The sequence below is a fragment of the Leptonema illini DSM 21528 genome (assembly GCF_000243335.1).
Classification (GTDB): Bacteria; Spirochaetota; Leptospiria; order Leptospirales; family Leptonemataceae; genus Leptonema; species Leptonema illini.
Genome location: NZ_JH597773.1, coordinates 517,218 through 542,917, shown reverse-complemented (window position 1 = coordinate 542,917; position 25,700 = coordinate 517,218). Strand labels below are relative to the sequence as shown.

The 25,700-nt window shown below is 54.8% G+C and carries 24 protein-coding genes; 20 read left to right on the top strand and 4 right to left on the bottom strand.

From position 1 onward, the window contains the following. Window positions 1-20 precede the first annotated feature (20 nt). The 3 genes from LEPIL_RS02435 to uvrC form a co-directional block, all read right to left on the bottom strand. Complete coding sequence (locus LEPIL_RS02435) at window positions 21-1,598, bottom strand: transposase (protein ID WP_052608117.1); 1,578 nt, start codon at window positions 1,596-1,598, stop codon at window positions 21-23. Between the two features lie 102 nt (window positions 1,599-1,700). Then, window positions 1,701-2,093: an acyl-CoA thioesterase gene (locus tag LEPIL_RS02430; RefSeq protein ID WP_002769599.1), complete on the bottom strand. Its 393-nt coding sequence runs from the start codon at window positions 2,091-2,093 to the stop codon at window positions 1,701-1,703. Beyond that, window positions 2,086-3,987, bottom strand: a complete 1,902-nt coding sequence (gene uvrC / locus LEPIL_RS02425; protein WP_002769598.1) for an excinuclease ABC subunit UvrC — start codon at window positions 3,985-3,987, stop codon at window positions 2,086-2,088. Before uvrC ends, LEPIL_RS02430 begins: the two co-directional genes overlap by 8 nt. A 168-nt stretch (window positions 3,988-4,155) precedes the next feature. Here uvrC and LEPIL_RS21485 point away from each other — a divergent pair, with 168 nt between their 5' ends. Continuing rightward, complete coding sequence (locus tag LEPIL_RS21485; RefSeq protein ID WP_002769597.1) at window positions 4,156-6,342, top strand: ATP-binding protein; 2,187 nt, start codon at window positions 4,156-4,158, stop codon at window positions 6,340-6,342. On the opposite strand, the gene LEPIL_RS02415 is transcribed toward LEPIL_RS21485, so the two are convergent. Beyond that, the gene (locus LEPIL_RS02415; RefSeq protein WP_002769596.1) at window positions 6,324-7,319 is read right to left on the bottom strand and encodes an SMP-30/gluconolactonase/LRE family protein; all 996 of its coding nucleotides are present in this window, start codon (window positions 7,317-7,319) and stop codon (window positions 6,324-6,326) included. The genes LEPIL_RS21485 and LEPIL_RS02415 overlap by 19 nt on opposite strands. 239 nt (window positions 7,320-7,558) lie before the next feature. Between LEPIL_RS02415 and ndhC the strand changes: the two genes are divergently transcribed. The 19 genes from ndhC to LEPIL_RS02320 all read left to right on the top strand — a co-directional run bounded on the left by ndhC (window position 7,559) and on the right by LEPIL_RS02320 (window position 25,658). Further along, window positions 7,559-7,936 (top strand): NADH-quinone oxidoreductase subunit A, encoded by a 378-nt coding sequence (ndhC, locus tag LEPIL_RS02410; RefSeq protein WP_002769593.1) that lies wholly within the window; start codon window positions 7,559-7,561, stop codon window positions 7,934-7,936. Further along, the gene (locus LEPIL_RS02405; RefSeq protein ID WP_002769591.1) at window positions 7,927-8,451 is read left to right on the top strand and encodes an NADH-quinone oxidoreductase subunit B; all 525 of its coding nucleotides are present in this window, start codon (window positions 7,927-7,929) and stop codon (window positions 8,449-8,451) included. Before ndhC ends, LEPIL_RS02405 begins: the two co-directional genes overlap by 10 nt. A gap of 9 nt (window positions 8,452-8,460) precedes the next feature. Next, window positions 8,461-9,006, top strand: coding sequence for an NADH-quinone oxidoreductase subunit C (locus tag LEPIL_RS02400; RefSeq protein ID WP_002769590.1), 546 nt, complete (start codon window positions 8,461-8,463; stop codon window positions 9,004-9,006). Next, window positions 9,003-10,244 carry an NADH dehydrogenase (quinone) subunit D gene (gene nuoD, locus LEPIL_RS02395; RefSeq protein ID WP_002769588.1) on the top strand — a complete coding sequence of 414 codons (1,242 nt, stop codon included), beginning with the start codon at window positions 9,003-9,005 and terminating at the stop codon, window positions 10,242-10,244. The genes LEPIL_RS02400 and nuoD overlap by 4 nt, the downstream gene beginning before the upstream one ends. 25 nt (window positions 10,245-10,269) lie before the next feature. Continuing rightward, the gene (locus tag LEPIL_RS02390; protein WP_002769586.1) at window positions 10,270-10,752 is read left to right on the top strand and encodes a complex I 24 kDa subunit family protein; all 483 of its coding nucleotides are present in this window, start codon (window positions 10,270-10,272) and stop codon (window positions 10,750-10,752) included. Window positions 10,753-10,762: 10 nt separating this feature from the next. Next, a complete protein-coding gene (nuoF, locus tag LEPIL_RS02385; protein ID WP_002769583.1) occupies window positions 10,763-12,037 on the top strand; it encodes an NADH-quinone oxidoreductase subunit NuoF in 1,275 nt (424 codons plus the stop codon). Window positions 12,038-12,046: 9 nt separating this feature from the next. Continuing rightward, the gene (locus tag LEPIL_RS02380; protein WP_002769581.1) at window positions 12,047-13,681 is read left to right on the top strand and encodes an NADH-quinone oxidoreductase subunit G; all 1,635 of its coding nucleotides are present in this window, start codon (window positions 12,047-12,049) and stop codon (window positions 13,679-13,681) included. After that, complete coding sequence (locus LEPIL_RS02375) at window positions 13,678-14,979, top strand: complex I subunit 1/NuoH family protein (RefSeq protein ID WP_002769580.1); 1,302 nt, start codon at window positions 13,678-13,680, stop codon at window positions 14,977-14,979. The genes LEPIL_RS02380 and LEPIL_RS02375 overlap by 4 nt, the downstream gene beginning before the upstream one ends. Window positions 14,980-14,990: 11 nt before the next feature. Next, window positions 14,991-15,536 (top strand): NuoI/complex I 23 kDa subunit family protein, encoded by a 546-nt coding sequence (locus LEPIL_RS02370; RefSeq protein ID WP_002769578.1) that lies wholly within the window; start codon window positions 14,991-14,993, stop codon window positions 15,534-15,536. Between the two features lie 55 nt (window positions 15,537-15,591). Then, a complete protein-coding gene (locus LEPIL_RS02365; protein WP_002769576.1) occupies window positions 15,592-16,095 on the top strand; it encodes an NADH-quinone oxidoreductase subunit J in 504 nt (167 codons plus the stop codon). Continuing rightward, window positions 16,092-16,400 carry an NADH-quinone oxidoreductase subunit NuoK gene (nuoK, locus tag LEPIL_RS02360; protein ID WP_002769574.1) on the top strand — a complete coding sequence of 103 codons (309 nt, stop codon included), beginning with the start codon at window positions 16,092-16,094 and terminating at the stop codon, window positions 16,398-16,400. The genes LEPIL_RS02365 and nuoK overlap by 4 nt, the downstream gene beginning before the upstream one ends. Window positions 16,401-16,404: 4 nt before the next feature. Next, a complete protein-coding gene (nuoL, locus tag LEPIL_RS02355; protein ID WP_002769572.1) occupies window positions 16,405-18,366 on the top strand; it encodes an NADH-quinone oxidoreductase subunit L in 1,962 nt (653 codons plus the stop codon). Between the two features lie 44 nt (window positions 18,367-18,410). Further along, window positions 18,411-19,958, top strand: a complete 1,548-nt coding sequence (locus tag LEPIL_RS02350; protein WP_002769570.1) for a complex I subunit 4 family protein — start codon at window positions 18,411-18,413, stop codon at window positions 19,956-19,958. A 1-nt stretch (window position 19,959) separates the two neighbouring features. Continuing rightward, window positions 19,960-21,381, top strand: coding sequence for an NADH-quinone oxidoreductase subunit N (locus tag LEPIL_RS02345; RefSeq protein WP_002769568.1), 1,422 nt, complete (start codon window positions 19,960-19,962; stop codon window positions 21,379-21,381). Between the two features lie 118 nt (window positions 21,382-21,499). Beyond that, window positions 21,500-22,267 (top strand): lysophospholipid acyltransferase family protein, encoded by a 768-nt coding sequence (locus LEPIL_RS02340; RefSeq protein WP_002769566.1) that lies wholly within the window; start codon window positions 21,500-21,502, stop codon window positions 22,265-22,267. 97 nt (window positions 22,268-22,364) lie between these two features. Further along, window positions 22,365-23,501, top strand: coding sequence for a cytochrome-c peroxidase (locus LEPIL_RS02335; RefSeq protein WP_002769564.1), 1,137 nt, complete (start codon window positions 22,365-22,367; stop codon window positions 23,499-23,501). Between the two features lie 142 nt (window positions 23,502-23,643). Continuing rightward, window positions 23,644-24,732, top strand: a complete 1,089-nt coding sequence (locus LEPIL_RS02330) for a metallophosphoesterase family protein (RefSeq protein ID WP_002769563.1) — start codon at window positions 23,644-23,646, stop codon at window positions 24,730-24,732. Between the two features lie 30 nt (window positions 24,733-24,762). Then, a complete protein-coding gene (locus LEPIL_RS02325) occupies window positions 24,763-25,185 on the top strand; it encodes a c-type cytochrome (protein WP_040919343.1) in 423 nt (140 codons plus the stop codon). Then, window positions 25,185-25,658, top strand: coding sequence for a hypothetical protein (locus tag LEPIL_RS02320; protein WP_002769559.1), 474 nt, complete (start codon window positions 25,185-25,187; stop codon window positions 25,656-25,658). Before LEPIL_RS02325 ends, LEPIL_RS02320 begins: the two co-directional genes overlap by 1 nt. The last annotated feature ends 42 nt before the right edge of the window (window positions 25,659-25,700 follow it).

Genomic DNA, 25,700 nt, shown 5'->3' with positions numbered 1-25,700 from the left:
TCGCCCGACCGGGCTCTTGCTCAGATATTGTCAGCCGCAATCGGATTTACCCGGACAAACCCGATCATTCGGGCAAGGTTATGGGCAATGCACCGCTCAGACCATTCAACTTGAACCCTTTCTCTTGTTCGCCGCAAGAACTGCCAGCCATTACGAGCACTTTTCATCACACCAAAGACGCCCTCGACAGATGGAAATCGGCGAGCATAGGTTTTCTTCCCATCTGGAGTTGCCAGCTTCTCTCTCATGAGAAGGGTAAGGGGATTGGAAATAGACCGCATCCCCGTTTTCTTTTTTTTGCTTCCATGATGGGGAGGTAAACTACGGACTTGTAAATCGGGAATATGTTTGGTCTGAATCCAGAGCTCTTTGCGCTTGCCTTCCGGGCCAATACATTGCTCTTTCATAGAGCACCGGGAACAGCCATAACGTCGATAGTGCCGGTAGAGGACTCCCTGTAGATTTCTCTCGCGCTGGAAGGTGAGGATTTCGCCGGCCGGACACTGAAAGCAATCGTTGTCTCGGTCGTAGTGGAATTGCAACAAGGCATGGCTGCTCTCAATCAGAGGCGGTTCAGCGGCAGCCTCATTTCTTTCCTCCGGCTTGATCTTACCGCCGGTCTTCTTGTGTGCCAGTTCCCGGTCTGGCATATAGAGGTCATGCCCTGTAAGCTCTTTGAGAATATTCTCGCTCGCATATCCACAATCGAGAACGTATTTGATTTCGTCTGTTTTTTTGGGAAGGAACTCCGCCTTTACGCCCTCAACTCTGTTCACAAGCGAACTGGTGAATGTACTGTCGCTCTGTCCCGTAACAATTTCCTGATAAACAATCATGCCACTCTGGAAATCCACTGCATTCTGGGCCGAATAACCCACGATGAAGCTGTTGGATCCGTCTTTGTGCCAGTCTGCATCTGGATCTGTAAGATGAACTCGCTTTCGGTCAGGTCTGGATTTCAAGAACTCCAGCCCCAGAGACAGCTTCTCTTTCTGGATCTCCAGTTGTTGGATTTTCTTTGCCAGTAATTCCTGTTCTGCATCGTTCTGTGATGCCTCCCATTCATCGTAGCGTTTCTTACAGACAGATTCAAGATGCTCGTAACGCCTTTCAAGTTCCTCGCGAGTGCCTATATCCCGTCTGTTTGCACTGGCCTTGATCTTTGTGCTGTCAATGCTGACGGTATCCAGATCGATGAATCCCGATTCGATACCGAGGAACACTGTCTGCGTGAACAATTCCTGAATTGCTGCCGCATGCCTCAGCCGGAACTTTCCGAGGGTTGAATGATCCATCTCCATCCCACCGGACAGATACATCAAATCTGCACGCTGTCCGAGATCTCGCTCAAGGGCTCGCATGGAAAGGTTTCCATACAACAATGAATAGATGATGATAGCCAGAACTCGGTCGGGCGGCATGGCCGGGCGACCTCCCTGCTTCGAATCATTCCTGTAACTCGCATCAAAGCGGCTGAGATCTAGCCGCCGGACCGTCTCAAGCAGGCGGGAGATGGGATGATCCTCCGGAAACAACTCCGAGAAATTCAAGATAACGATCTGGCTCTGATCAGAGTCAGGCTGTTTGTAGCGTGCCATGCTCCCCGATAATCTACCCGGCCGGTAATTTCCAGGGGAATTCAGAATTGATTCAGGTTTTTCGACAGACTCCCCACCTCCGCGCATCCCACCCCCCGCCTCCTACTTCGCCCGCTGCAAATAGTCCGGCGACTTGAAGTACGAGAACGGCTTCCCATCTTTCAGGCAGACGTAGGTGATGTCGCAGGTGATGATCTCCCGCGGACCTTCGGGATCTCTTACAAGGGCGCGCGTTTGAATGGTGAGCGAACTGCGACCGACGGTCTTGATGCGTCCCTGGACAACGACGGCGTCGCCGTTGCGTGCGGGATTCTGAAAGCGTACGTTCTCAAGGCTGACGGTGACGAGGTTCGCATAGCCGATCTTTTCGACGGCGTAAAGATAGCCGGCCTCGTCGATCCACAGAAGCATGACGCCGCCATGCAGGTTTCCGTAGAAGTTCAGGTCTTTGCTGACGACGAGATGTCGGTTGATGATTTCAAAATCGTTATCCATTTGCGTTCCTTCCTTCTGATGTCGCGGCAAAATGCCTGACGATGCGCTCGGCCAGTTCTTCGCCGATGCCGGGAACGGCAATCAGATCTTCAAAGCTGGCCTCTTCGATCTTCTTATCTTTAAAGTGTTTCAAAAGAGCGCGCTTTCTTACGGCGCCGATATCGGGAATGGATTCGACGCTGTGTTTCAGCGCCGCCTGATTGCGTCGTTTGCGTTGATGCGTGATGGCGAAGCGATGCGCCTCATCGCGCATCTGACGCAGAATACGCATACCGGCGCTGTCTTTATCGGGCGTGAGCGGAACGGGATTGTCGGGCAGATAGATCTCTTCGCGCTGCTTGGCGAGTCCGACCATGGGCACGTGTGATGCACCCAGCGCCTCGGCGGCCTCGCGGGCGGCGCTTAACTGCGTATGTCCGCCGTCGATGACGATGAGATCGGGGTAGGGGCGGCCCTCGTTGCTCAAGCGCTGCAGGCGACGGGCGATGACCTCCTGCATCGACGCCGGGTCATCGATGCCGTCCACGCTGCGTATAATATAATGACGATAGGCGGCCGGCCGCGGCAGTCCGTCTTCAAAGCGCACGCCCGATGCGACGGTCTCTTTGCCTCCGAAGTGCGAGATGTCGTAACATTCCATGGACGCCGGCGGAGCGCCTAACCCGAGCATGCGGGCGATCTCTTTCAGGCCTTTGCTGCGGTCCTGATGACGCAGTCCGAGCACGCGCTCACGCAGAAGCAGGTCGGCGTTTTTCGCGGCCAGCTCGACAAGGGAGCGTGCTTCGCCCTTCGGCACGACGAAGCGGATGGCCGATCCGGTGCGCTCCTTTAAAAGATCTTCAAGCTCTTTGCGGCCTTCAAAATCCGACGGGATGACGATGCGCGGCGGAGGCTGCTTGCTGTTCAGATAATACTCCCGCAAGAAAGAGCCGAGCGCCTCAGTTTCGGGTAACCCCGAGGCAGCCTGCAGCGCATACGATTTGCGGGCGATCATGCGCCCGGAGCGAAACTCGAGCACGACGGCCTGCGCATGATCACGCTCCGATTCATCGCCGGATAAACAGACGGCGACGGCGTCTTCATCGGCCGTTCCGGGCCGCAGGACGTTCTGTCTTTCGGTGAACGAACGCAGCGAGAGAAGCAGATCTCTATAAAGAGCGGCCTTCTCAAACTCCATTCGCTCGCTGTATTCATCCATGCGCCGCTGCACGCGCTCCTCAAGAAGCTCCTGCCGACCCTCAAGAAAGAGCAGTATCTCCTGCACGATCTTATCGTATTCTTCGGTGGGCACGTTTCCCTGACAGGGCGCAAGACATCTCTTTATATGAAAGTTCATGCACGGCCGACGCGGACGTTTGAGCGGCAGCGTCTGTCTGACTTTTCTGATCGGAAAGGTTCTGTGAATCAGGTCGATGATCTGACGGGCCGATTTTACGTCGGTGTAGGGGCCAAAATAGCGATTGCCGTCTTCGCGAGCCCTGCGCGTCAGAAAGATGCGCGGATACGGCTCTGAAAGCGAAACGCATAAAAACGGATAACGCTTGTCGTCTTTCAGGCGCACGTTGTAGCGCGGCGAGAATTTCTTGATCAGCGTATCTTCGAGGATCAATGCCTCCGTCGCCGTTTCGGTGGTGATCCATTCCAGATCCCGCACTCGCTGCATGAGCACGATGCGCCGCGGATCATCGGGATTGAGGTAGTTGCGCAGGCGATCGCGCAGCCGCACGGCCTTGCCCACGTAAAGCACCTCGCCCGTTTCGTCTTTCCAGAGGTAGCAGCCCGGCTGGCGCGGAGCAAGGGCGACGCGTTCGCTCAGCCACCGGTCAAGATCCTGTCCATAGGGAAGGGGGGATTCAGAGACCTGAAAATCTTTCTGTTTGCCGTCTGATTGCATGTCAGAACCGATAATAACAAGAAACGGGGACGAATCGTTCCGGGCAAGTAGAAGCTATGCGGAAATTCAACCTGTCACTCTTTGCGCCCCGGCCCGAGGATTTGCAGTTGACCCACGGCGGTGCTAAGGCTGCATCCCCCGGTTCCATAATTGTCGTGATTTTTATCCATGAGTAAGAATGGCCAGAAGATCCGCTTCTTTCGTCGCCCTGCATTCAAGGAGTTTGCAGGGCCGGTGCTGCTTTTCCTTCTGGGTGCGGCCGTCGCCTTCCGGCTATCTCAGCTACATTTCGAGAATAACCTGGACCGTCGCCGCGAGGCTGTGCGCAGCGATCTCGAATCCCTTCGTGGCGATCTGAGTCGCGAGCTGCTGGGCGCCGTGCATCTGACCGAAGGCCTGGCCGGTCTGATCACGATTGAAGGCGGCATCTCAGAGCCGAAGTTCCGCGCCTTTTCCCGTGAGCTTTTCCGTCGCACCGATATGATCCGCCATGTCGCCCTGGCCCGAGGAAGCGTCGTCATCTACGTTTATCCGACCGAGGGCAACGAAAAAGCGGTCGGCCTGGACTACTCACAAAACGAGGAACAGTGGCCGAGCGTGCAGCGTATGATGAAGGATCGCAGGCTTGTCGTTGCCGGTCCGGTTGAGCTTGTGCAGGGAGGCATCGGCGTGATCGGTCGTACGCCGATCTTCGTGACCGATCATAATTCCAGAGACCCGTCAACGTTCTGGGGATTATCGTCGACCATAATCGACTTCGAACGTCTGCTTGCTCATACTTCGATGCCCGATATCTCAAAACGTCTGAAGATCGCCATGCGCGGAAGAGACGGTCTCGGCGCAAAAGGAGAGGTCTTTTACGGAGAGGCGGCTACGTTCGGTCAAAGCCCCATCCTTCTCGAAGTTCCCTTACCCGACGGCAACTGGCAGATCGCCGGTCTTCCTATCGAAGGCTGGCCGCAGTTTCAGGGATTGTTCTCACCTATCTTTCTTGGCGGCGCCCTTTTCTCGCTTCTGCTTTCATTCTTCATGCACCGTCTGCTTGAGGTCAATCGGGAGCGCTTGCATGAGATTCGCGAACGCCGACAGGCAGAGGCAGAGATGCAGCTTCTGCGAGACGTGGCCATCGGCGTGGGCGTCGCCGAAGACATGGAACAGGCCCTGCGGCATGTCTTGATTCAGATCTGCAATACCACGGAGTGGGATTTTGCCGAGATATGGATTCCCGATTCAGAGCAAAATCATCTGATCTGTTATCCGGCATGGTTTACCCGCCGACCCGGCATGGAAGAGTTTCGTAAGGTGTCGCTGCCGTTAACCTTCGCGAAAGGGGAGGGATTTCCTGGAAGGGCGTGGATAGATGGCCGGCCGATCGTAATCTCTGATTTAGGCGACCCGGATCGATTCCTCAGGGCGACGGCCGCCGTCGATGCAGGTTTGAAATCGGGCATTGCCGTTCCCGTTCTTTCAGGCGACACCGTGCAGCTTATTCTATGCTTCTATTTTGCCGTCGCCGAGGAGCTGGCCTCATCCCGCGTGCAGGTGGTGTCCGCCGTTGCCGCACAGGTCGGTTTGCTTATCGGGCGCAAAAAGGCCGAAGATGAAGTGCGAACGTTGAATCAGGATCTGGAGCGCCGGGTGGCGGAACGCACCGAAGAGCTGCTTGCGGCGAATCGAGAGCTCGAGGCCTTCACATACACGGTTTCGCATGATTTACGAGCTCCTTTACGGGCTATTAATGGGTTCTCGAATCTGCTTTCCGAAAGTAACGCCGAACGTCTCGATGAAAAGGGGCGACGCTATCTGCATACGATCGCCGAAGCTACCCGTCGCATGGGACAGCTCATCGACGATCTGCTTATGTTCGCCAAGCTGAACCGTCAGCAGATAAGATCCGAACCCGTTTCGCTTGATCTGATGTTCGATGATATGCTCGAAGAGTTGCGCATTATAGAAGGCTTCCGCGAGGTTGAGATTGTGCGCGGTGAGCTTCCTGCGATCCATGGGGATCGACTCCTGATCCGACAGGCCTTCTTCAACCTGCTTTCTAACGCCTTTAAGTTTACGAGAAAACGGGCCGATGCGAGAATCGTCATCTCTGCCGAAAGACAGCCCGGCTCCGTAGTGATATCAATCGCTGATAACGGCACGGGTTTTGATATGAAGTATGCAAACCGTCTTTTCGGCATCTTTCAGAGGCTTCATAGCGAGGATGACTTCGAAGGCACGGGAGTCGGGTTATCCATCGTTCATCGCGTCGTTCATCGCCACGGCGGTCGCGTCTGGTTTGAAGCGACCGAAGGCGAAGGGGCGACGTTCTCGGTAATGCTACCGGTTCATGGCGAACCGGTATGAAAACGACAGCGCAGAAGAAACGGATCAAAAACCTGTCCGATATACAGAGTATCGTCGTTTATATAGGCCACCGAGGCGGCGCTGATGCGGCGCCCGTCGTCGGCAAGTAAGGCTCGCATCGTCCCGTTATTATATTGATAGACCACAGACGGAGCATGATTCTCGGCATTCCGCGCATGCCGCAGAAAAGACCAGCCCGACGGATGCGATGTCGTTAACAGACCTGCCTCTGTTTGCATGAGATTGTCGCCGACCGGGATTTCGGCGAGCGTTTCCGGAGATTCAAGCGTGTGGTCTTCGCGAATCCTGAATCGCATAAGGCGATTCTCCAGCGACGCTGTGGTGTAAAGATACGAACCCCGGGCAATGACACCGTTGGGAAAGGCGATTTTATCGTAGGCGATCGTGCAGGCCGATCCGGCGGAGCAGTACACGATGCGTCCCGATTTTAAAGAGAAGAGCAGATCGATCATGCTTCCACGCGAGACCGAATCGATCGACGTATAGAAAGAACCGTCGTCAAGCAGAGCGAGATCATTGGGAGAGGCCAGCAGCGGATCGCTGATCTTTCGTTCGAACCGCAGTACGTTTCCTGTAACGGTGTAAACGACGACGGAGTGATCGGATCCGTTTTGTTCCGCTCCATGTGTGATGACGTAAAGCCTGCGTTGACCGTTGATCGTTTTCATGTCCATGCCGTGCGGTCTGAGTTCGAAGCCTTCGGGCTCGTTCTCGCGCCGCATCTCGACGATCTCATGCCTCGCAGAAAGAGAGAGAGCGTAGATGCTTCCGGGGCGCCAGGAACGTCGTTCATGGCTTGATACGATCAGGCGATCGCCTGTGGTGTTGCGATCGACGACAAAGTCTTCGGGGCCCGGAATGCCTGGTATCTGTTCACACTGAGAGGGAGGAGCAGGCGGCAGGCCAGTACATGCAGACAGGAAAGCGGATGCGGTGATAATGAATCTCAGTCTCATTGTTGGGCTGAGTACAGCGTAGCAAATCATAGAATAGGAAGCATTGCTTATGTCAGATGCTGTCAACAGCGAATCCCGGTTACATAGAATTCTGAAATATAGTCCAGGGGAGTATTGTATAAGGAAATCTTATGAAAAATTTAATGATTTAGAAGCGCTGTGTTGTTTTTTAATTGAACGGAGCCGGAGAATCAAAAACCTGTGATCGACCTCCACACGGTGCGTCGAGGAGCTCCTTCATGGAATCTGAACTTCTGCAGAATGTTTTTCCTCTCGTTGTAACGATCCTTCTTGCAGTTCTTATCCCCACACTCTTTATGATCCTGTCCCGATTTATGGGGCCGCGAACAAACGATCCTGTTAAACTGTCGGCCTATGAATGCGGTATTCAGTCGAAAGGACAGATCGGCGATGCCCGTCATCGCTTTAATGTGAAGTTCTATCTGGTGGCGATGTTCTTCCTCATCTTCGACGTTGAAGTACTCTTCCTTTTTCCGTGGGCCGTATGGTTTCAGAACGACATCCTCTATGGATTCGTTTCGATGCTGGCCTTCCTCGGTATCCTTGTCTTTGGCTGGTTCTATCTTCTTAAAAGAGGTGCGCTGGAATGGGAATAAATCAGCTTGAGTTCAACCAGTTTCCCGTAATCACGACGCGTCGTGAGGCCGTAGTGGCATGGGGGCGAAAGAACTCCCTCTGGCCGATGCCCTATGGAACGGCCTGCTGCGGTATTGAATTCATGGGCGTTATCTCGTCCGTGTTTGATATCTCGCGATTCGGTGCCGAGCTGGTGCGGTTCTCGCCGCGTCAGTGCGATCTGCTTATCGTCGCCGGTACGATTACGCATAAGATGGCTCCGATTCTGAAGCAGGTCTACGATCAGATCAGCGATCCGAAATGGGTGATCTCGATGGGCGTCTGTGCTTCGTCGGGCGGCTTCTATAATAACTACTGTACGGTGCAGGGCATCGATCATATCATTCCGGTCGACGTCTATATTGCCGGTTGTCCTCCGCGACCCGAGGCCGTATTCGACGCCGTTATCAAGCTCCAGGATAAACTGGAAAATACCGAAGAGGGACGCATCCCTCCGACGCAATACCAGGCTGCCGAGCCGAAGTTCGATTATTGAGAGAGCGCCATGCTGACGAACGATAAGCTGCAAGAAAAGATTAAAGGCCTGATTTCCGGAGCCGTGGTTTCGGCCTCCGATTCCTATGGCCTGCTCGATCTCGAAATCGATCCGGCGCATCTGCCGGCTCTGGTGAAGCGCCTTCGCGACGACGCCGATCTGAAGTTCGACATGCTCGTCGACCTTGTCGGAGCGGATTACGTCGAGTACCCGCAGCCGAAAAAGGCGCGATTCGGCGTTATCTATAACCTCAAGTCGCTGAGCAAAGGGCATCGCGTAATTCTGCGCGTATATCTTCCCGAGGAAGATCCGGCCGTCGGCAGCATTCACGATCTTTACAAGAATGCGAACTGGCTGGAACGCGAAACGTTCGACCAGTACGGAGTGCGCTTTGTGGGGCATCCGAATCCGAAACGTCTTCTGAATCATATTGAGTTTGTAGGGCATCCGCTCCGTAAGGATTATCCGATCACGCGTCAGCAGTGGCTGAGCGAGACCGACGACCTTATGGATGAGATGGACGTCCGTCTGCTTGAAAAGGGGTACCCGCGATGAGCGAAGCCGTAAAGCCTGTCATCACCGACGAAGGGGATTCCAGCTCTCTTTCGTTTCGCACAGAAAAACAGAGAACCGATCTCGTTTTCGTTAACCTGGGTCCGTCGCATCCGGCGACGCACGGAACGCTGCGAGCTCTGTGCGCCCTGGACGGCGAGACGATCGTCGCCGCCATCACCGAGATGGGGTATCTGCATCGCGGCTTCGAGAAGGATTGCGAGATTCACTCGTATACGCAGTGCATCCCCTATACCGACCGCCTGAACTATCTTTCGGCCATCATGAATAACATCGGCTTCTGCAAGGCCGTCGAGCGCATGATGGAGATCGAGATCCCCGAGAGGGCGATCACCGTTCGCGTCATCACCGCCGAGCTGAACCGCATCATCGACCACCTTGTGTGCGTCGGCGCCAACCTCGTCGACCTCGGTGCCCTGACGAACTTCTGGTATTCCTTTAATCCGCGCGAGAGCGTGTATAACATCCTCGAAAAGCTCTGTGGCGCCCGACTGACGTCGAACTACATGCGCATCGGCGGTCTGGCCCGCGATCTGTATCCGGGCTTTGAAGCCGAGGTCGACGCCGTTCTCGACGAGATCCTCGCCTCTACCGATGAGATGGAGCGCCTTACCGAGAAGAACCGCATCTTTATCGAAAGAACGCAGAACGTCGGCGTCATCAGCGCCGAAGACGCCATTTCGTTCGGATGGACGGGCCCGACGCTGCGAGCCTGCGGCGTCGAATCAGACCTGCGTAAAAGCGATCCTTATTATGGCTATGAGACCTATGACTTCGACATGATTCTCGGCAGCAGAGGCGATACCTATGATCGTATCTATGTTCGCTTCTATGAGATCCGCGAATCGGCGAAGATCATCCGCCAGGCGCTCAAGCGTCTGAAGCCGGGCCCGGTGATGAGCGAAGACAAACGAGTCGCCACGCCGCCGAAAGACATGACCTACGGCAACATCGAAGGGCTGATGAATCACTTCAAGCTCATCATGCACGGGATTCAACCGCCGATCGGCGAGATCTATGATTATACCGAGTCGGCTAACGGCGAACTTGGATTCCATATCATCTCAGATGGCGGCAAGAACCCCTACCGCGTGAAATGCCGTCCGCCGTCCCTTATGAACTATGCCGCTTTTCAACAGCTGATCGAGGGCGGTATGATCGCCGACGCCATCGCCACGCTCGGTTCGATCAACATCATTGCCGGAGAGCTGGATCGCTGAGCGATCGCTGCAGAGGAGATAACGAATGGCTGTTAAGTTCAATGATGCCGCTCTGAAAGAATTCGAAGAGATCGCGACGCATTATCCCGATCGCCGCGCGACGCTGTTGCCCGCTCTGTGGTTAGCCTCGCGTGAGTTCGGATGGGTCTCCGAAGAGACGATGGAATATCTTGCCGGTCTTGTAGGCGTGCCGTTCGCCCGTGTTTACGAAGTGGCGACGTTCTATACGATGTATCAGCGCACAAAGCCGGGCAAGTTCCATCTGCAAGTCTGCCAGACGCTTTCCTGCCATCTGCGCGGAGCCGACGAGATCAAGCAGTTCATCGAAGAGAAGCTCGGTCTGCAGCCCGGAGCCTGCACTCCCGACGGAATGTTTTCCTATCAGCGAGTCGAATGCCTGGGCTCCTGCCACACGGCTCCCGTCGTGCAGATCAACGACGATTATCACGAGAATCTTGACGTGCCGAAATTCGAGGCGCTGCTGCAAGATCTGAAGAAGAAGGGTTGAGAGGATAACGATGAGTTTTGAACCCCACCTGACAAAACGCTTTGGTATTGAAAACAGCCGCAAACTCGAAGTGGCGCGCAAGCATGGCGCCTATTCGTCTTTGCAGAAGCTTTTCAGCATGAAGCCGACCGACCTCATCGAAGAGGTGAAGAAGTCGAATCTGAAAGGCCGAGGAGGCGCCGGCTTTCCGACCGGCATGAAGTGGTCCTTTGTGCCTCAGAATACGGGAAAACCGGTGTATCTGTGCATCAACGCAGACGAATCCGAGCCGGGCACCTTCACCGACCGCTATATCATCGAGAACGATCCGCATCTGCTTATCGAAGGCATTATCTGTGGCGCCTGGGCCATTCAATGCCACACGGCCTATATATATATTCGCGGCGAGTACGCGAATCAATTCAAGATGCTGAACGAGGCCCTTGCCGAGGCTCGTGCTGCCGGACTTGTCGGCAAGAACATCATGGGCTCGGGCTTTGACCTGGAGATCTGGACGCATCGCGGAGCGGGCGCCTACATCTGCGGCGAAGAAACGGGCCTGATCGAGTCTCTTGAAGGCAAAAAAGGCCAGCCGCGCATCAAGCCTCCGTTCCCCGCCGTCGAAGGTCTGTTCGGTTGCCCGACGATCGTGAATAACGTGAAGACCCTGGCTCATGTGCCCTGGATCGTGCATAACGGTGGAGAGGCATTTGCCGCCATCGGCACAAAGGATTCGACCGGATCAAACATCTTCGGCGTTTCGGGTCATATCAACAACCCCGGTTACTGGGAGCTTCCGTTCGGCATGCATGTGCCTGAATTCATCGAGAAATATGCGAAAGGCGTAAAAGGCGGTAAGCTGAAGGCCTTCATTCCCGGTGGTTCGTCGACGCCCGTGCTGACGGCGGCCGAAACCGAAGACCTGTATCTGACCTATGAAAGCATGATGGCGCATAAGACCTTCCTCGGAACGGGCGGCATGATTATCATGAACGACCAGACCGATATGGTGAAGGCCCTTAAAACGCTGACGCATTTCTATGCCGACGAATCCTGCGGACAGTGCACGCCCTGTCGTGAAGGAACGTCCTGGGTCGACCGTATTCTCAAGCGTATCCTTGCCGGCGAGGCGACGACGCGAGAGCTCGATATGTTAGTCGAAATCGCAGACAACATGGAAGGACGCACGATCTGCGCTCTTGCCGCCGCCTGCGCCATGCCGGTGCGTAGCTTCGTTACGAAGTTCCGTCCGGACTTTGAAAAATACTGTAAACCCGCCGTCTATCCGGCTGCGGCCGTTTCGTGAGGTTCTGAGATGCCCAAGGTAGTCATTAACGGAAGTGAGTTCGAAGTGCCCGAAGGCACAAACGTGCTCGAAGCCTGCCTCACAAACGGAATCAAGCTCGAGCATTTCTGCTATCATCGTTATCTGCCCGTCGACGGCAACTGCCGCACGTGTATGGTGGAGATCGAGACTCCCCGCGGACCGATGTTAACCATCGGATGTAACACGAAGGTCGCCGAGGGCATGGTCGTTCATACGACGAGCGAGAAGGCCGAGCGGGCACAGAAGTCCGCTCTGGAATTCCTGCTGCTCGACCATCCTCTTGACTGCCCGATCTGCGATAAGGCAGGCGAGTGCAAGCTGCAGGATCATTACATGGACTTCGGTCAGTATGATCACCGCCGCATCGTTCCCCGCTACTTCAAAGAAGGCAAGGTGCAGGATGCCGGCGACCATATCGTGCTCGATAGCGAACGCTGCGTTCTGTGTACGAGATGCATCCGCTTCCTGGATAACGTTCCAGGCTCCTCGGAACTTGGAATCATTCGCCGCGGACATGAAGCGAAGATCACGACCTTCCCCGGCAAGACGATCAGCAACGACTACTCGGGAAACATCACCGACGTCTGCCCCGTTGGCGCCCTGACTCTTAAAGAGTTCCGCTTCAAGCAGCGTGTATGGTTCCTGAAAAAAGCGAAGTCCGTCTGCCAGTCCTGCGCACGCGGATGCACCATCACCGTCGAACATAACCGCAATCGCGTATACCGCTATATGCCGCGCGAGAACAAGGCGTTAAACCGCGTATGGATGTGCGACGACGGTCGTTTTGCATTTACAAGGCTCGAAGATAATCGCCTGAAAACTCCTCTTCTAAAAGGACTGGAGGCGCGATTCGATAGCGCCGCCTCCGCCCTTGAAGAGCTGCTGCGCACGACCGATCCTTCGCAGATCGGCGCCATCGTCTGCGGATCTTCTTCGCTTGAAACGATGTTCACCGTGAAAAAGCTCTTTTCGCAGATGGGTTCGTCTAACTACGCCGTCTTTGTTCCGACGGCAGACGGCAAAGGCGACGATATCCTCAAGCTGCCGTCGCATGCCTCGAACGAAAACGGAGCGAGGCTGCTCGGCATGCCGACCGACGCCGAGGGCATCGCGAAAAAGGCCGCATCGGGCGAGATTAAAGTTCTGATCGTCGTAGAGTCCGACCTGCTCGGTTCAAGCGATAAGGCGAAGTTTGAAGGGATTCGCAAAGCGGCTAACCTGATCGTGCTCGCTCAGAAGGCCGATGAAACGGCGAAGGCCGCTTCGATCGCCCTTCCGATTCGCAACTTCGTCGAAACGAACGGAAGCTATGTGAACGCCACGTCGCTGCTTCAGGCGGCCCGCCAGGCCTATGAGCCCGAGAACGGAGACCGTGTTCTTCCGCCGGCCCTGCTTGTGGGCGAGATGGCGAACGTGCTTGGCTTTGACGGCTTCCGCTTTCAGGATCCCGTTTTTCTGTTCGACTGGATGGCAAAAGAGACGCCCGAGCTGAACGGATATCGTTTCAGCACGATTCCCGATACGGGCATCCAGCTCTCGCTTGCTCCGATCGGACCGGCGCCGTTTCAGAATATGAAAGTCGATTTCAATGTCTTCCCCGAACAGCAGGGAGCTAAGGTATGACGCAAGCTGATATCAGTCTGATTAACATCGCAGTGATGGCCTTTGTGGCCTGGAATATTCCGCTGCAGCTCATTCCCGTGATGATCTGGTTCGAGCGTAAAGGCTCGGCCATTATTCAGGACCGCTGGGGACCGATTCGCGCCAATATCGGCGGCGTGCGTATCTTCGGCATGCTGCATAACATTGCCGACGTCGTGAAGCTTCTTATGAAAGAAGACGTGACGCCGTATCATGTGCAGAAGTTCTATTATACGCTTGCGCCGTTCTGGGCGATGACCGTGGCGCTGCTTCCGCTGATGCTGATTCCGATCGCCGCTCCGATCAATGTCGCCGGTTACGATCTGCGCTTTCAGGTAGCGGATTATGAATCCGGTCTTCTGATGGTCTTCGCGATCACAGGGCTTGGCGTGTATGCGGTGATCCTCGCCGGATGGGCTTCGAACAATAAATATTCGATGCTCGGCGGTCTTCGTTCTTCGGCGCAGATGATTTCGTATGAGCTGGCGATGGGCCTTTCCATCGTCGCCATCCTGATGGTCTATCAGGACCTTCGCATCGAAAACATCGTTGCGAAGCAGGGAGAGCTGCTCACGGCATTCGGCCATACGCTGCCGATTCCGAACTGGGGCGTGGTGGCACAGCCCATCGCCTTTATCGTCTTTTTAACGGCCGTATTCGCTGAGACGAACCGTACGCCCTTTGACCTTGCAGAAGGCGAGTCAGAGCTTGTGGCCGGTTATCATACGGAATACTCTTCGATGAAGTTCGCCCTGTTCTTCATGGCCGAATACGCGAACATGATCGTCGGTGCCGTCGTCGTCGCCACGCTCTTCTTCGGTGGGTATCAGGTTCCGTACGTGACGACTGAGATGCTGCGCGCCAATCCGCAGTATACGCTCGCTGCGATTCTCGGTATGACCGCTCTGACCGGCATCGTCGGCGGATACATCGTCTACAAGCGAGCTCCGATCATGAAAGCCGTCATCAAGAAAGGCCTTGGCGCTATTGAGTATTATGCGATCGCCTTCGGTCTGTTCGGCCTTGCCGTCGCCGCTCTTGTCGGTATTCCTCTTGCACTTTCGCTTGAGATCGATGCAGACATAGCCCAGATCATCGTCGCCGCCTTTCAGGTAACGATGCTGCTCGCAAAAGCCCTTTTCTTCTGCTGGTTCTATATTCATGTGCGATGGACGCTTCCTCGCTTCCGTTATGATCAGCTGATGAATCTTGGCTGGAAGCTGATGATTCCCATTTCCCTGCTCAACATTCTCGTTACGGGTACGTTGAAGATTCTCTGAGGTCGATGAATATGAAAATAGTAAAGAGACCTGAAATCAAAGGCGGCCGCACCTTCTATTTAAGAGAGGTGACGTCGGGACTGATGCTGACGGCCGGCCACCTGGTGAAGAATCTTTTCAAACCCGAAGAGATGCCGACGCTCAGCTATCCTGAAATCAAGAAGGAGCTGCCGCCGGCTACGCGCGGACGGCACCGGCTGATGAAGCGTACGGACGGGTCGACGCGCTGCACGGCCTGCATGCTCTGCGCCACAAACTGCCCGGCGGATTGCATTCATATCAAGGCCAACGAATCCGACGATCCGCGCATCGAGAAATTCCCCGAGAAGTTTGATATCGATCTTCTGCGCTGCGTATTCTGCGGTCTCTGCGTCGAGGCCTGTCCGCTTGATGCGATTCGCATGGACGTTCCGGATATCTCGCATTCCGGTTATACGCGTGAGAGCTTCGTTCTGACGAAAGAGAAGCTCACAGATCACAATAATGAAGACTATGTGCCGCACTATAATCCGGAGCGGCCGCGACAGATGACTCACGGCAAGCATGACGTTCCGTGAACGTGCTTGCCGTCGTGGTTAGTTTAGAAAAATTAGTATTGGAGCACATACAGAGATGATCGAAAGCATCGTTTTTTATACGCTCGCGGCGGTTCTGCTTATCAGCTCCCTCGTCATCGTCACGCGAACGAATCCGATCGCGGCGGCGCTGTCGCTGGTGATGGCCTTTGTCGCCCTTGCCGGTCTTTATGGACTGCTGTCGGCCAGCTTTGTCGCGGTAATCCAGGTTCTCGTCTACGCCGGCGGTATCATGGTTCTGATCATATTTGTGATCATGATCCTCAATCTTACGAATGAAGAACTGCGGCCCATGAAGGCCGATCGTTTTCTGACGTCCATCGTGCTCGTCATAGCCGGCGGCGGCGTTTTTCTGCCGATTTTCTTCATCATTACGGCCGGCATTCAGGCTACGGGACTGGATCTGGTCGACGGCTTCGGCAATATTACCGAGATGAGCAAGCTGATCTTCGGTAAGTATATCTTTCCGTTTGAAATTCTCTCCCTTGTGCTTCTGACGGCCGTCGTCGGCGCTCTGGTGATCTCGAAGAGGAAGCTATGACAGTCATCACTCCCGCTCATTATCTGACGCTCAGCGTGCTGATCTTCACGATCGGCGTCGTCGGCGTGCTCACACGGAAGAACGTTTTTATCGTGCTTATGTCGGTCGAGCTGATGCTCAACGCGGCGAACCTGGCCTTCATCACGTTCGCACGTAACTTCGTCGATCCGGCCGGACAGGTCTTCGTCCTGTTTGTTATCGCCATCGCCGCCGCTGAGGTCAGCGTCGGTCTGGCCATCGTAATCGCACTTTATCGCATGAAAGAAAATATCAACCTCGATATTTTCAACAAACTGAAAGGATAAGCGAATGACTCACGCAGAAACTCGCATCGTTGAATCATCGAGCCTGTGGCTGATCGCCGCCGCTCCGCTTGCCGGCGCCTTCCTGAACGGCATGATCAGCCTGATCTTCGCGAAAAAGCCCGAGAAGGCTCCGAAGACGATCAGTGCCGCCATCGCCATCATCGCCGCCGCGTCGACCTTCGTTTTCACGATGATGGCCTTCAAAGAGCTTCTCTCTGAAGAGAGTATCGTGCTCAAGCAGATGCTCTGGACGTGGATCAACGCCGGCGATCTGAACATTGATCTCGGCTTTCAGTTCGACCAGCTGACGGCGGTGATGCTCACCTTCATCACCTTTGTCGCGACGCTCATCCACATCTACTCCGTCGGCTATATGCACGACGACGAAGGCTTTACAAAGTTCTTTACGTATCTCAACCTCTTCCTCTTCTCGATGATCGTGCTTGTGCTCGGCGAGAGCATGACGGTGCTTTTTGTCGGCTGGGAGGGCGTCGGTCTATGTTCGTATCTTTTGATTTCGTTCTGGTATACCGATCCTGAGAAGGCAGAGGCGGGCAAGAAGGCCTTTATCACCAACCGTATCGGTGACGCCGGATTTCTCATCGCCATGTTTGTCGTATTCGGCGCCGTCGGGACGCTGAGCTTCAGCGAGATTCAGGGCAAGGCCGAGTTCGTCACGGCCGGCATCGCTACGATTGCCTGTATTGCCATGCTGGTCGGCGCTTCTGGAAAGTCTGCTCAGCTGCCGCTGTATGTATGGCTGCCCGATGCCATGGCCGGCCCGACGCCCGTATCGGCTCTGATCCACGCCGCCACGATGGTTACGGCCGGTGTGTATCTTGTGGCACGCACGCATTTCCTTTTTGCCATGTCGCCCGTCGCTTCGACCGTAGTCGCCATCGTCGGTGCTCTAACGGCGCTTTTCGCGGCTACGATCGCACTCGCCCAGTACGATATCAAGAAGGTGCTTGCCTATTCGACCGTATCGCAGCTCGGCTTCATGTTCCTCGGAGTCGGAGTGGGGGCGTATAACGCCGGTATCTTCCATGTGATGACGCATGCCTTTTTCAAGGCCTGTCTCTTTCTTGGCGCCGGTTCGGTGATTCATGCTCTGCATCACGAGCAGGACATCCGCCACATGGGCGGCCTGCTTAAGAAGATTCCCGTAACGGCGATCACCTTTCTTGTCGCCTGGGTTGCCATCGCCGGTATTCCGCCTTTCGCAGGATTCTTTTCTAAAGATGAGATCTTATGGAAGACGATTGCCACCGAGAATCATGTCATCCCCTGGCTGCCCTATGCGCTTTTTGGAATCGGCGTCTTTACGGCCATGCTGACGGCCTTTTATATGACTCGCCTGATCGTGCTCACGTTCTTCGGCTCTTATAGAGGACATGCGCATCATATCTCCGAGCATGCTATCATGACGGTGCCCCTTGTTCTGCTGGCGATTCTGTCGATCGTCGGCGGATTTGTCGGCGTTCCGCATGCGCTTGGCGGCCACAATATGTTCGAGCATTTCCTGATGCCCGTTGTCGGCGTCTCGATGCCCGAGGCTCATAACGTCGATCATTCGGCTGAGCTTCCGCTGATGGGGCTTTCTGTCGGTGTCGCTCTGCTTGGAATCCTTGGCGCCTTCTATGCCTTTCTCTGGAATCCTGCCTTCGGCGGTAAGATCGCATCCGCTGCCGGCGGCTTCAAGAAGCTGCTTGAGAATAAGTGGTATGTCGATGAGCTCTATGAGGCGCTGATTCTCGGTCCGATCCGCAAGATCGCCGACTGGGTCTCTTTCAAATTCGTCGACTTCATGGTGATCGACGGCTTCGTGAACGGCCTCGGACCCTTTGCCTATGCAGTCGGCGATCGCCTGAAGCTGCTGCAGAACGGAAAGGTGCGTATGTATCTGGCCTACATCTTTGCAGGCGTGGCATTCCTTCTGATTGACCTGCTCATTGTGAGATCGTGAGGTATGGCGGTGTTCTTGAATCTACAGAAACAAAGGAGTGAGCTGTGTTATCCGCTCTGATATTCTTACCCCTGGCGGGACTGTTCATCATTCCCTTTCTGCGAGGCTATAGAGCGCCTGCTCTCGTTGCGCTTGGCGTAACCCTTGCGAATTTAGCGCTGTCCGTGCAACTTATGACGGGCTTCGAGGCATCGGCCGATGGCTTTCAGTTTGTGGAAAGCTTCCCTCTTATGGCCGACTTCGGAATCTCATACAAGCTCGGTCTGGATGGCGTCTCTTACTGGATGGTCCTTCTTACGACCTTCCTCTTTCCGCTTGTCGTTCTTGGAAGCTATTCTTCCATTAAAGAACGTGCGGCCGGCTATTACAGCTCCATTCTGATTCTGCAAACGGGTGTGCTCGGAGCCTTCCTGGCCCTTGATCTCTTCCTTTTCTATATCTTCTGGGAAGTGATGCTCGTTCCGATGTTCTTCATCATCGGTATCTGGGGCGGCAAGGACCGCGTTTACGCTACGGTGAAGTTCGTCCTTTTTACGATGATCGGATCGCTGCTCATGCTTGTGGCCGTGCTTTATCTGGCGCATCATGCGGGCAGCTTCGACTATACGATTATTATTGAAAAGCGATTGCCGCTACCCGCTCAGTACTGGGTCTTCGCTGCCTTTGCCCTGGCCTTCTTGATTAAGGTGCCGGTGTTCCCGTTTCACACCTGGCTGCCCGATGCGCATACCGAGGCTCCGGCCGGTGGCTCTGTAATCCTGGCCGGCGTATTGCTCAAGCTGGGAACATACGGACTTCTGCGTTTCAACCTGCCGCTCTTTCCCGAGGCGTCGCATTTCTTTGCGCCGTTGATGATGGTTCTTGCCGTCATCGGCATCGTGCATGGAGCGATGGCGGCCGCCGTGCAGCCCGACATGAAGCGGCTGATCGCCTATTCGTCGGTCTCGCACATGGGCTATATCGTGCTCGGTATCTTTACCTTCTCTGAATCGGGCATTCAGGGCAGTCTGATTCAGATGATCAACCACGCCATCTCGACGGGCGCCATGTTCTTCCTGATCGGTATGATCTACGATCAGACGCATACGCGCAAGATCGCCGACTACGGCGGCATTGCGAAGATCGTGCCGGTTTTCGCCACGGTATTTCTTATTTCGACGCTGGCCTCGGCCGGTCTGCCGGGCCTGAACGGCTTTATCGGCGAGTATATCATCCTGGTCTCGGCCTTTCAGGCGGACTGGCTGCTTGGCGCCATTGCCGTTTCGGGCGTCGTTCTCGGAGCATGGTATCTGCTGAAGCTTTACGGTAAGGTCTTCTTCGGCCCCGTAACAAACGACCACATGCACGATGTGAAGGACCTCAGCCTGCGAGAGCTGACCGTGCTTGCGCCGCTTCTTTTCCTTATGTTCTATATGGGAGTTTATCCGAAGCCGTTCTTCGATGCGATGGCGCCTTCCATTCAAAAGAACGTTCTCAGCTACGTGCAATCCGACGAGAGCAGCTCAGAGCTGATCGAGCTCATGAAGAAGGCCGGGCCGGATGAGCAGCCCGCCCCCGAAGGTGCGGTAGAACACAGCGAGGCTGGACACTGATATGATGACTCGTGAACTGATCGATCTTTTACCTCTCTGGCTTGTAACGGCCGGAGCTATAGGCCTGCTGTTTAACGAGGCCATGCTGAAAGAAGGCGGACGCCACCTGGCGCCGTATCTGGCCCTGCTTTTTACGACGGCCGCTCTCATATTCGGCGTGAACACGGTGCTGAGCGTCGGAGCGGAGCGTCATGTGCTCTTTAACGGCAGCGTCGTCATAGACTGGTTTGCCGCCACGCTGATCTGCGTGAGTGTGCTTTCGGCCTTTCTTGCCATTCTCTTCTCCGTTCAGTATTTGAAGCAGGAGAGGGCGGTGACGGGCGAATACTATGCGCTGATGCTTCTGGCCGTCGCCGGTATGATCACGCTCGTCGTGGCCGCCGAGTTCCTGACGCTTTTCGTCGGCGTGGAGCTGGTTTCGCTGGCCGGCTATGTGCTCGCCGGTTACTTTCGCGTGCGTGAGAAGTCTATCGAGGCTGCGTTGAAGTATTATCTTCCAGGCATTTTTGCAACGGGCTTTCTGCTTCTTGGTATGGCCGTCGTGTACGGCGCAAGCGGCAGCACCTTCTTTAACGAGATCTACGCGAAGCTTGAAGTGCAGACGATGGATTCTATGGTGCTCGGTGTGGCTGCCGTGCTTCTGCTTTCGGGCTTTGCCTTCAAGGTGGCGCTTGCTCCGTTTCATGCCTGGGCGCCCGACGTTTATGAAGGTGCAGCCGCTCCCGTTACCGCCTTTCTTTCGACGGGCGTGAAGGCGGCCGCCTTCGCCGGACTGGCCCGCGTCTTCATGGTCGTATTCAAGATGCCGGGAACATGGCTTGAGGCCTTTGCCGTGCTCGCCGTGTTGACCATGTTTGTCGGCAATATCGGCGCCCTTGTGCAGAAAAGCGTGAAGCGTATGCTTGCCTATTCGAGCGTCGCACATGCAGGCTATGTTCTCATCGCCTTTACGGCGATTAAGAGAGTCGATGCCGCTGAGATTCAGCATGCGATCGCCGTCTATATGCTTGCCTATACGCTCATGACGGGCGGCGCCTTCGGCCTTCTGGCCTATTTCGGCCGCGAAGGCGAGAAAAAGACCGACCTGATTGATCTGGCCGGTATCTCGTTCAAGAGGCCCTGGATCGCGATCATCATGGCCGTATTCATGTTCTCGCTCGCCGGATTCCCGCCGACGGCCGGCTTCTTCGGGAAGTACTTCATCTTCAAGCTGGCCGTCGAGAACGGTTACGTATGGCTTGCCATCATCGGCGTTCTGAACAGTTTCCTGTCGGCCTATTATTATCTGCGAGTGATCGTTTATATGTTCATGGAATCGCAGGCCGACTCAGAGCCGTTACCGCGACCGTCTTTTCTGCTCATGGCCGGATTGCTCGTCTCGGTGATCGGCACCTTCCTCGCCGGATTCCTGCCCTCTATCTGAACGGGCAGGCCGAAGAGGTCCAACAGAATCACTGGAGAAGCCGCCCGCTTTCTGCGGCGGCTTTTTCGTTTCTGGCATTGTTACACTGTTACTGTATATGCAAGTAGAGGATCAGTCGATGCACTCGATTTCAATCTCGTCACGGTTTTCCATCTGGGTGCAGCGAACGGCTGGCTGGCTTGCCTTTGCTCTGACGGGCATGGTGGTGCTGATTCTACTCAGAGGCCTTCGCTCTTATCGTATTGTCGATCACAGAAGGCACCGTGCTTTTTTCTCCTCGCTTCGAAAGGATTTGCAGAAAGAAAATGCGCCGCTTCTTATCTGCGCCAATCATCTAACGATGATCGATTCGGTCATCTTACAGTGGGCTTTCGCTGATCTGAACAGATATCTGTTTCGGTTCGGGGATTTTGCCTGGAACGTTCCTGCCCGTGAGGTCTTTGCCAGTCGATGGTACTTTCGCCTGATTATATACCTGGCGAAATGCATTCCCATCGACCGTGCCGGAGGAAAGGAGCATCACGAAGAGATCATGCGACGTATCGAGTATATCCTCGAAATGGGAGATCCATTTATCATCTTCCCCGAGGGAGGGCGCAGTCGCCGGGGCAGATTCGACATCGAAAGGCTCACGTATGGCATCGGGCGTATCATCAAGGATCTTCCCGAGACGCGTGTGCTTTGCGTTTACCTGCGCTCCGATCGCCAGCATTCGTATACGGCCCTGCCACCGAAGGGATCGGCCTTTGACCTTGAGTATTCGGTCATCCAGCCGACAACCGCTGAAAAGGGTATGCGAGCGGAACGAGACCTGGCCACACAGGTCGGTGAAGAGATAGTCAAGCTCGAGAGACAGTATTTCGAGAAATATCCTGATCGGCAGTGATTCCGAGAAAAAAGCCTTGCACTAATTTGCCCCCTGTGCTTAGAATGGGTCTAAATTTAGAGCTATTCTGTATTGCCATTGTATATAGGGGGAGTATATGCAGGTGCAGAGAAAAAGAGTCCTTTTATTTATGTTGGTGGCCGTGCTGCTGTCAGGCGGATGTCGTCCGTCCGGCGAGGCAGAAAAGACGCCAGAATCGACAGCCTTTACGTATGTGAAGACGGGCATGCTCGGCTTGCCCGATCTACCTGTTCCCGGCGATAATCCGCAAACGCCCGAGAAGATCGCTCTCGGCAGAGAGCTTTATTCCGACGCTCGTTTCAGTTCGGATGGTACCGTCTCCTGTGCGACGTGCCATAATCCCGCTACGGCCTTTGTCGACCGCCTGCGCGTATCAAAGGGCGTGAAAGGCCTGACGGGCACGCGCAACGCCCCGACGGTGCTGAACTCCGCCTTTTTGAAAACGCAGTTCTGGGATGGTCGGCGTCCGGACCTCGAGTCGCAGGCAAAGGACCCGCTTCTCAATCCGGTGGAGCACGGCCTATCAGATCACGAACAGCTGCTGAAGATCGTTAGAGCAGATCAAAAATACACCTCTCAATTCGAGACCGTTTTTCAGGTAAAGGCCGAGCAGATCACCATCGATCACGTGGTGAAGGCCATTGCAGCATTCGAGCGCACCATCATTTCGGGCGATTCGCCGTTTGACCGTTACCTCTTTGGCAAAGACGAAAAGGCGATGTCGCCCGCCGCCATCCGTGGATTTGCCGTCTATACGGGCAAAGGACGCTGTCAGGAATGCCACATGATCGGTGAGACGAGCGCCACGTTCACCGACGACAAATTCCATAACCTCGGCGTAGGATTCGCCCTGGTGCAGCCGAAGCTGCAGCAGATCCTGGAGGCACGAGCAAAGGGCCAGGCAGAGGCATCTGACGAGAAGATCCTTACCGATAGAGAAACGTCGGAACTCGGCCGCTTTGCGATTACAGGCCTGCAAGAAGACCTCGGAGCCTTCAAAACGCCGACGCTGCGCAATATCGCCTTAACGGCCCCTTATATGCATGGCGGCAGCCTGACGACGCTGCAGCAGGTGATCGATCTCTATGATCGCGGCGGAGAGGCTAACCCCTTTCTTGCAAGCGGTATAAGGCCTCTCGGGCTGACGCCGCAGGAGAAATCCGACCTGATCGAATTTATGAAGGCGCTTACCAGCCCTGATCTTCCGAAGTGATACACGGTTTGAAGCCGGAGCCTGCTGTTGCCCGGGTGATAGCGATCCAGTTACAGAAATAAAAAGACGGTCTTTGAAACGGCACCCGCTTCACCGGCACGAATGCCGGGCTGCGAGATAACCTGTACAGAAGGAGAGTGTTATGGAGAAAGGCATAAGCAGAGCGGACTTTCTGCGTCGAGCAGGGGGCGCTCTTGCGGCAACGTTGCCGCTCAGTCTGATCGAGATCAGCTGCGGCGGAGGAGGAGGGCGAGCAAAGGCATCGAATGAAAAGTTCACTTTCGCCTTTATCTCTGATCCGCATCTGACCCATATCAAAGGCACACAGTTCGTGCGCAACTTTGACAGCGGTCTGAACAAGGCCATCGAAACGGTGAATCTTCTTTTTCCGAAGCCTGACTTTGTCGTCTTTGGCGGCGATCTGGCACAGCTCGGGAAAAAAGAAGAGCTGGATCACGGCATGCAGATGCTATCGAGGGTGAATGCGCCCATCAAATACGTCATCGGAGAGCATGACTATTATCTGGATCTTGGAAAGTACTGGGAAGAGAAGATCAGCAAACTCTACTATTCGTTCGACCACAAGGGAGTACATTTCGTCGTTTTGAATAGCATCCTTACCGACGAAAAGTGGATTGCAAAGTGGCCGTCCGCCGAAGAGCGCATGAATCAGATGGCCCGACTGGATAACCCTGAAGGATCGCCGTTTATGGTCGGAGATGCGCAGCTTGCATGGCTGAAGAAGGATCTTGAAGCCGTCGATTCGAAAACGCCGCTGATCGTGCTTTCACATTCGCCGCTGTATAAGATCTTCAAGCCGTGGAACTTCTGGACCGACGACGCCGAGAAGGTGCAGGCCGAACTGAAGCGGTTCAACACGGTGACGGTCTTTCACGGCCATGTGCATCAGGTTCTGTATAACCAGATCGATAACATCAGCTTCTACGCCCTGATGTCGACGGGATGGCCGTGGCCGTATCCGGAAAGCTACAAGCAGGATACTCACTATATTCCGAAGATGACGGTTTTCATGAATCGGCAGGATCCTTTCCATGAAAGAGACGGAACAGGCTGGGCCTTTGTGAATTTTGAGAACGGACGAGAAGAGATGACCTACAAGCTCTGGGAGAACAGAGATCGCGTCGTCGCCTACGATGATTCTGTTGGCCATCCCGTCGACCGTGAGTATCAATCCCCTGAGAAGAGGACTCTCTCTCAGACGCATTATTGAAAGGAGTAGTATATGTTTGAGAAATCCAGAATGAAAGCGTCTGCCATTTCGATTCCGTTGCGTCTGGCTCTTCTGTTTTCGGTCGTTCTTCTGGCCGGAGCGGGCTTTCTTCTCGCAGACGAATGGGATAAAAGCCAGGAAGAGAAGTGGAATAAGGCCTTCATGGAAACCGTTGCAGAAGGGGATCGACTGTTTCACGGTCCGGAGCTTGCGGGCAATACGGTGCAGTGTGCGATGTGCCATCCGAATGCCACAAACACGCATCCTGAGACATACCCGAAGTTCCAGAAGCAGCTGGGAAAGGTGGCGACGATGCGCGAGATGATTAACTGGTGCATCCGTAATCCGCTTCAGGGGACGGAGCTGAAGTATGATGATCCGAAGATGATCGCCATCGAAGCGTATATTCTCTATGAACGTCGGAACGTGCCGCTTGCGCCGGGAAAACACTGATGAAATGCCGATTAATTTTCCTCGTTGCGGTCATCGTTGCAGGCTGCAGCGAGGGACTTGATAGTGCAGAGGCGGATTTGCAGAAGTCTCTTTCTCTTGTCGGTCAGGTTACATCTATTGAGACTGGTGAGCTGCGATCCGTAAAGGAGCGCACCGATGCCGTGGAAAGGGAGCTCGTCTTTGTTCCCTTTCGCGCATCGATACGTCTGACCTCCGATATGCGCAATAACGTGCAGAACGCACGTGAAGGGCGCTATCAGCGCGAATACGTCGGCTGGGTCATTCAGTCCTCAACGTCAGAGCAGGGCCGTCGACTGCTCGAACATACCGCTCTGCTTGAGAATCTCTCAAGCGAGCGCTGGTATGAAAAACAGGCCGGCGAGTCTGTTCCGATAGCCGGAGAACTGCGCTATCGAAAAGAGAAGGGCTCGCTTGTTTTTCTCGGCGTTTTCGAATCGCACGGGAATATGTGATTGATAGCGATCGAAGGAAAAACTGCCGGAATCGATAGAGTA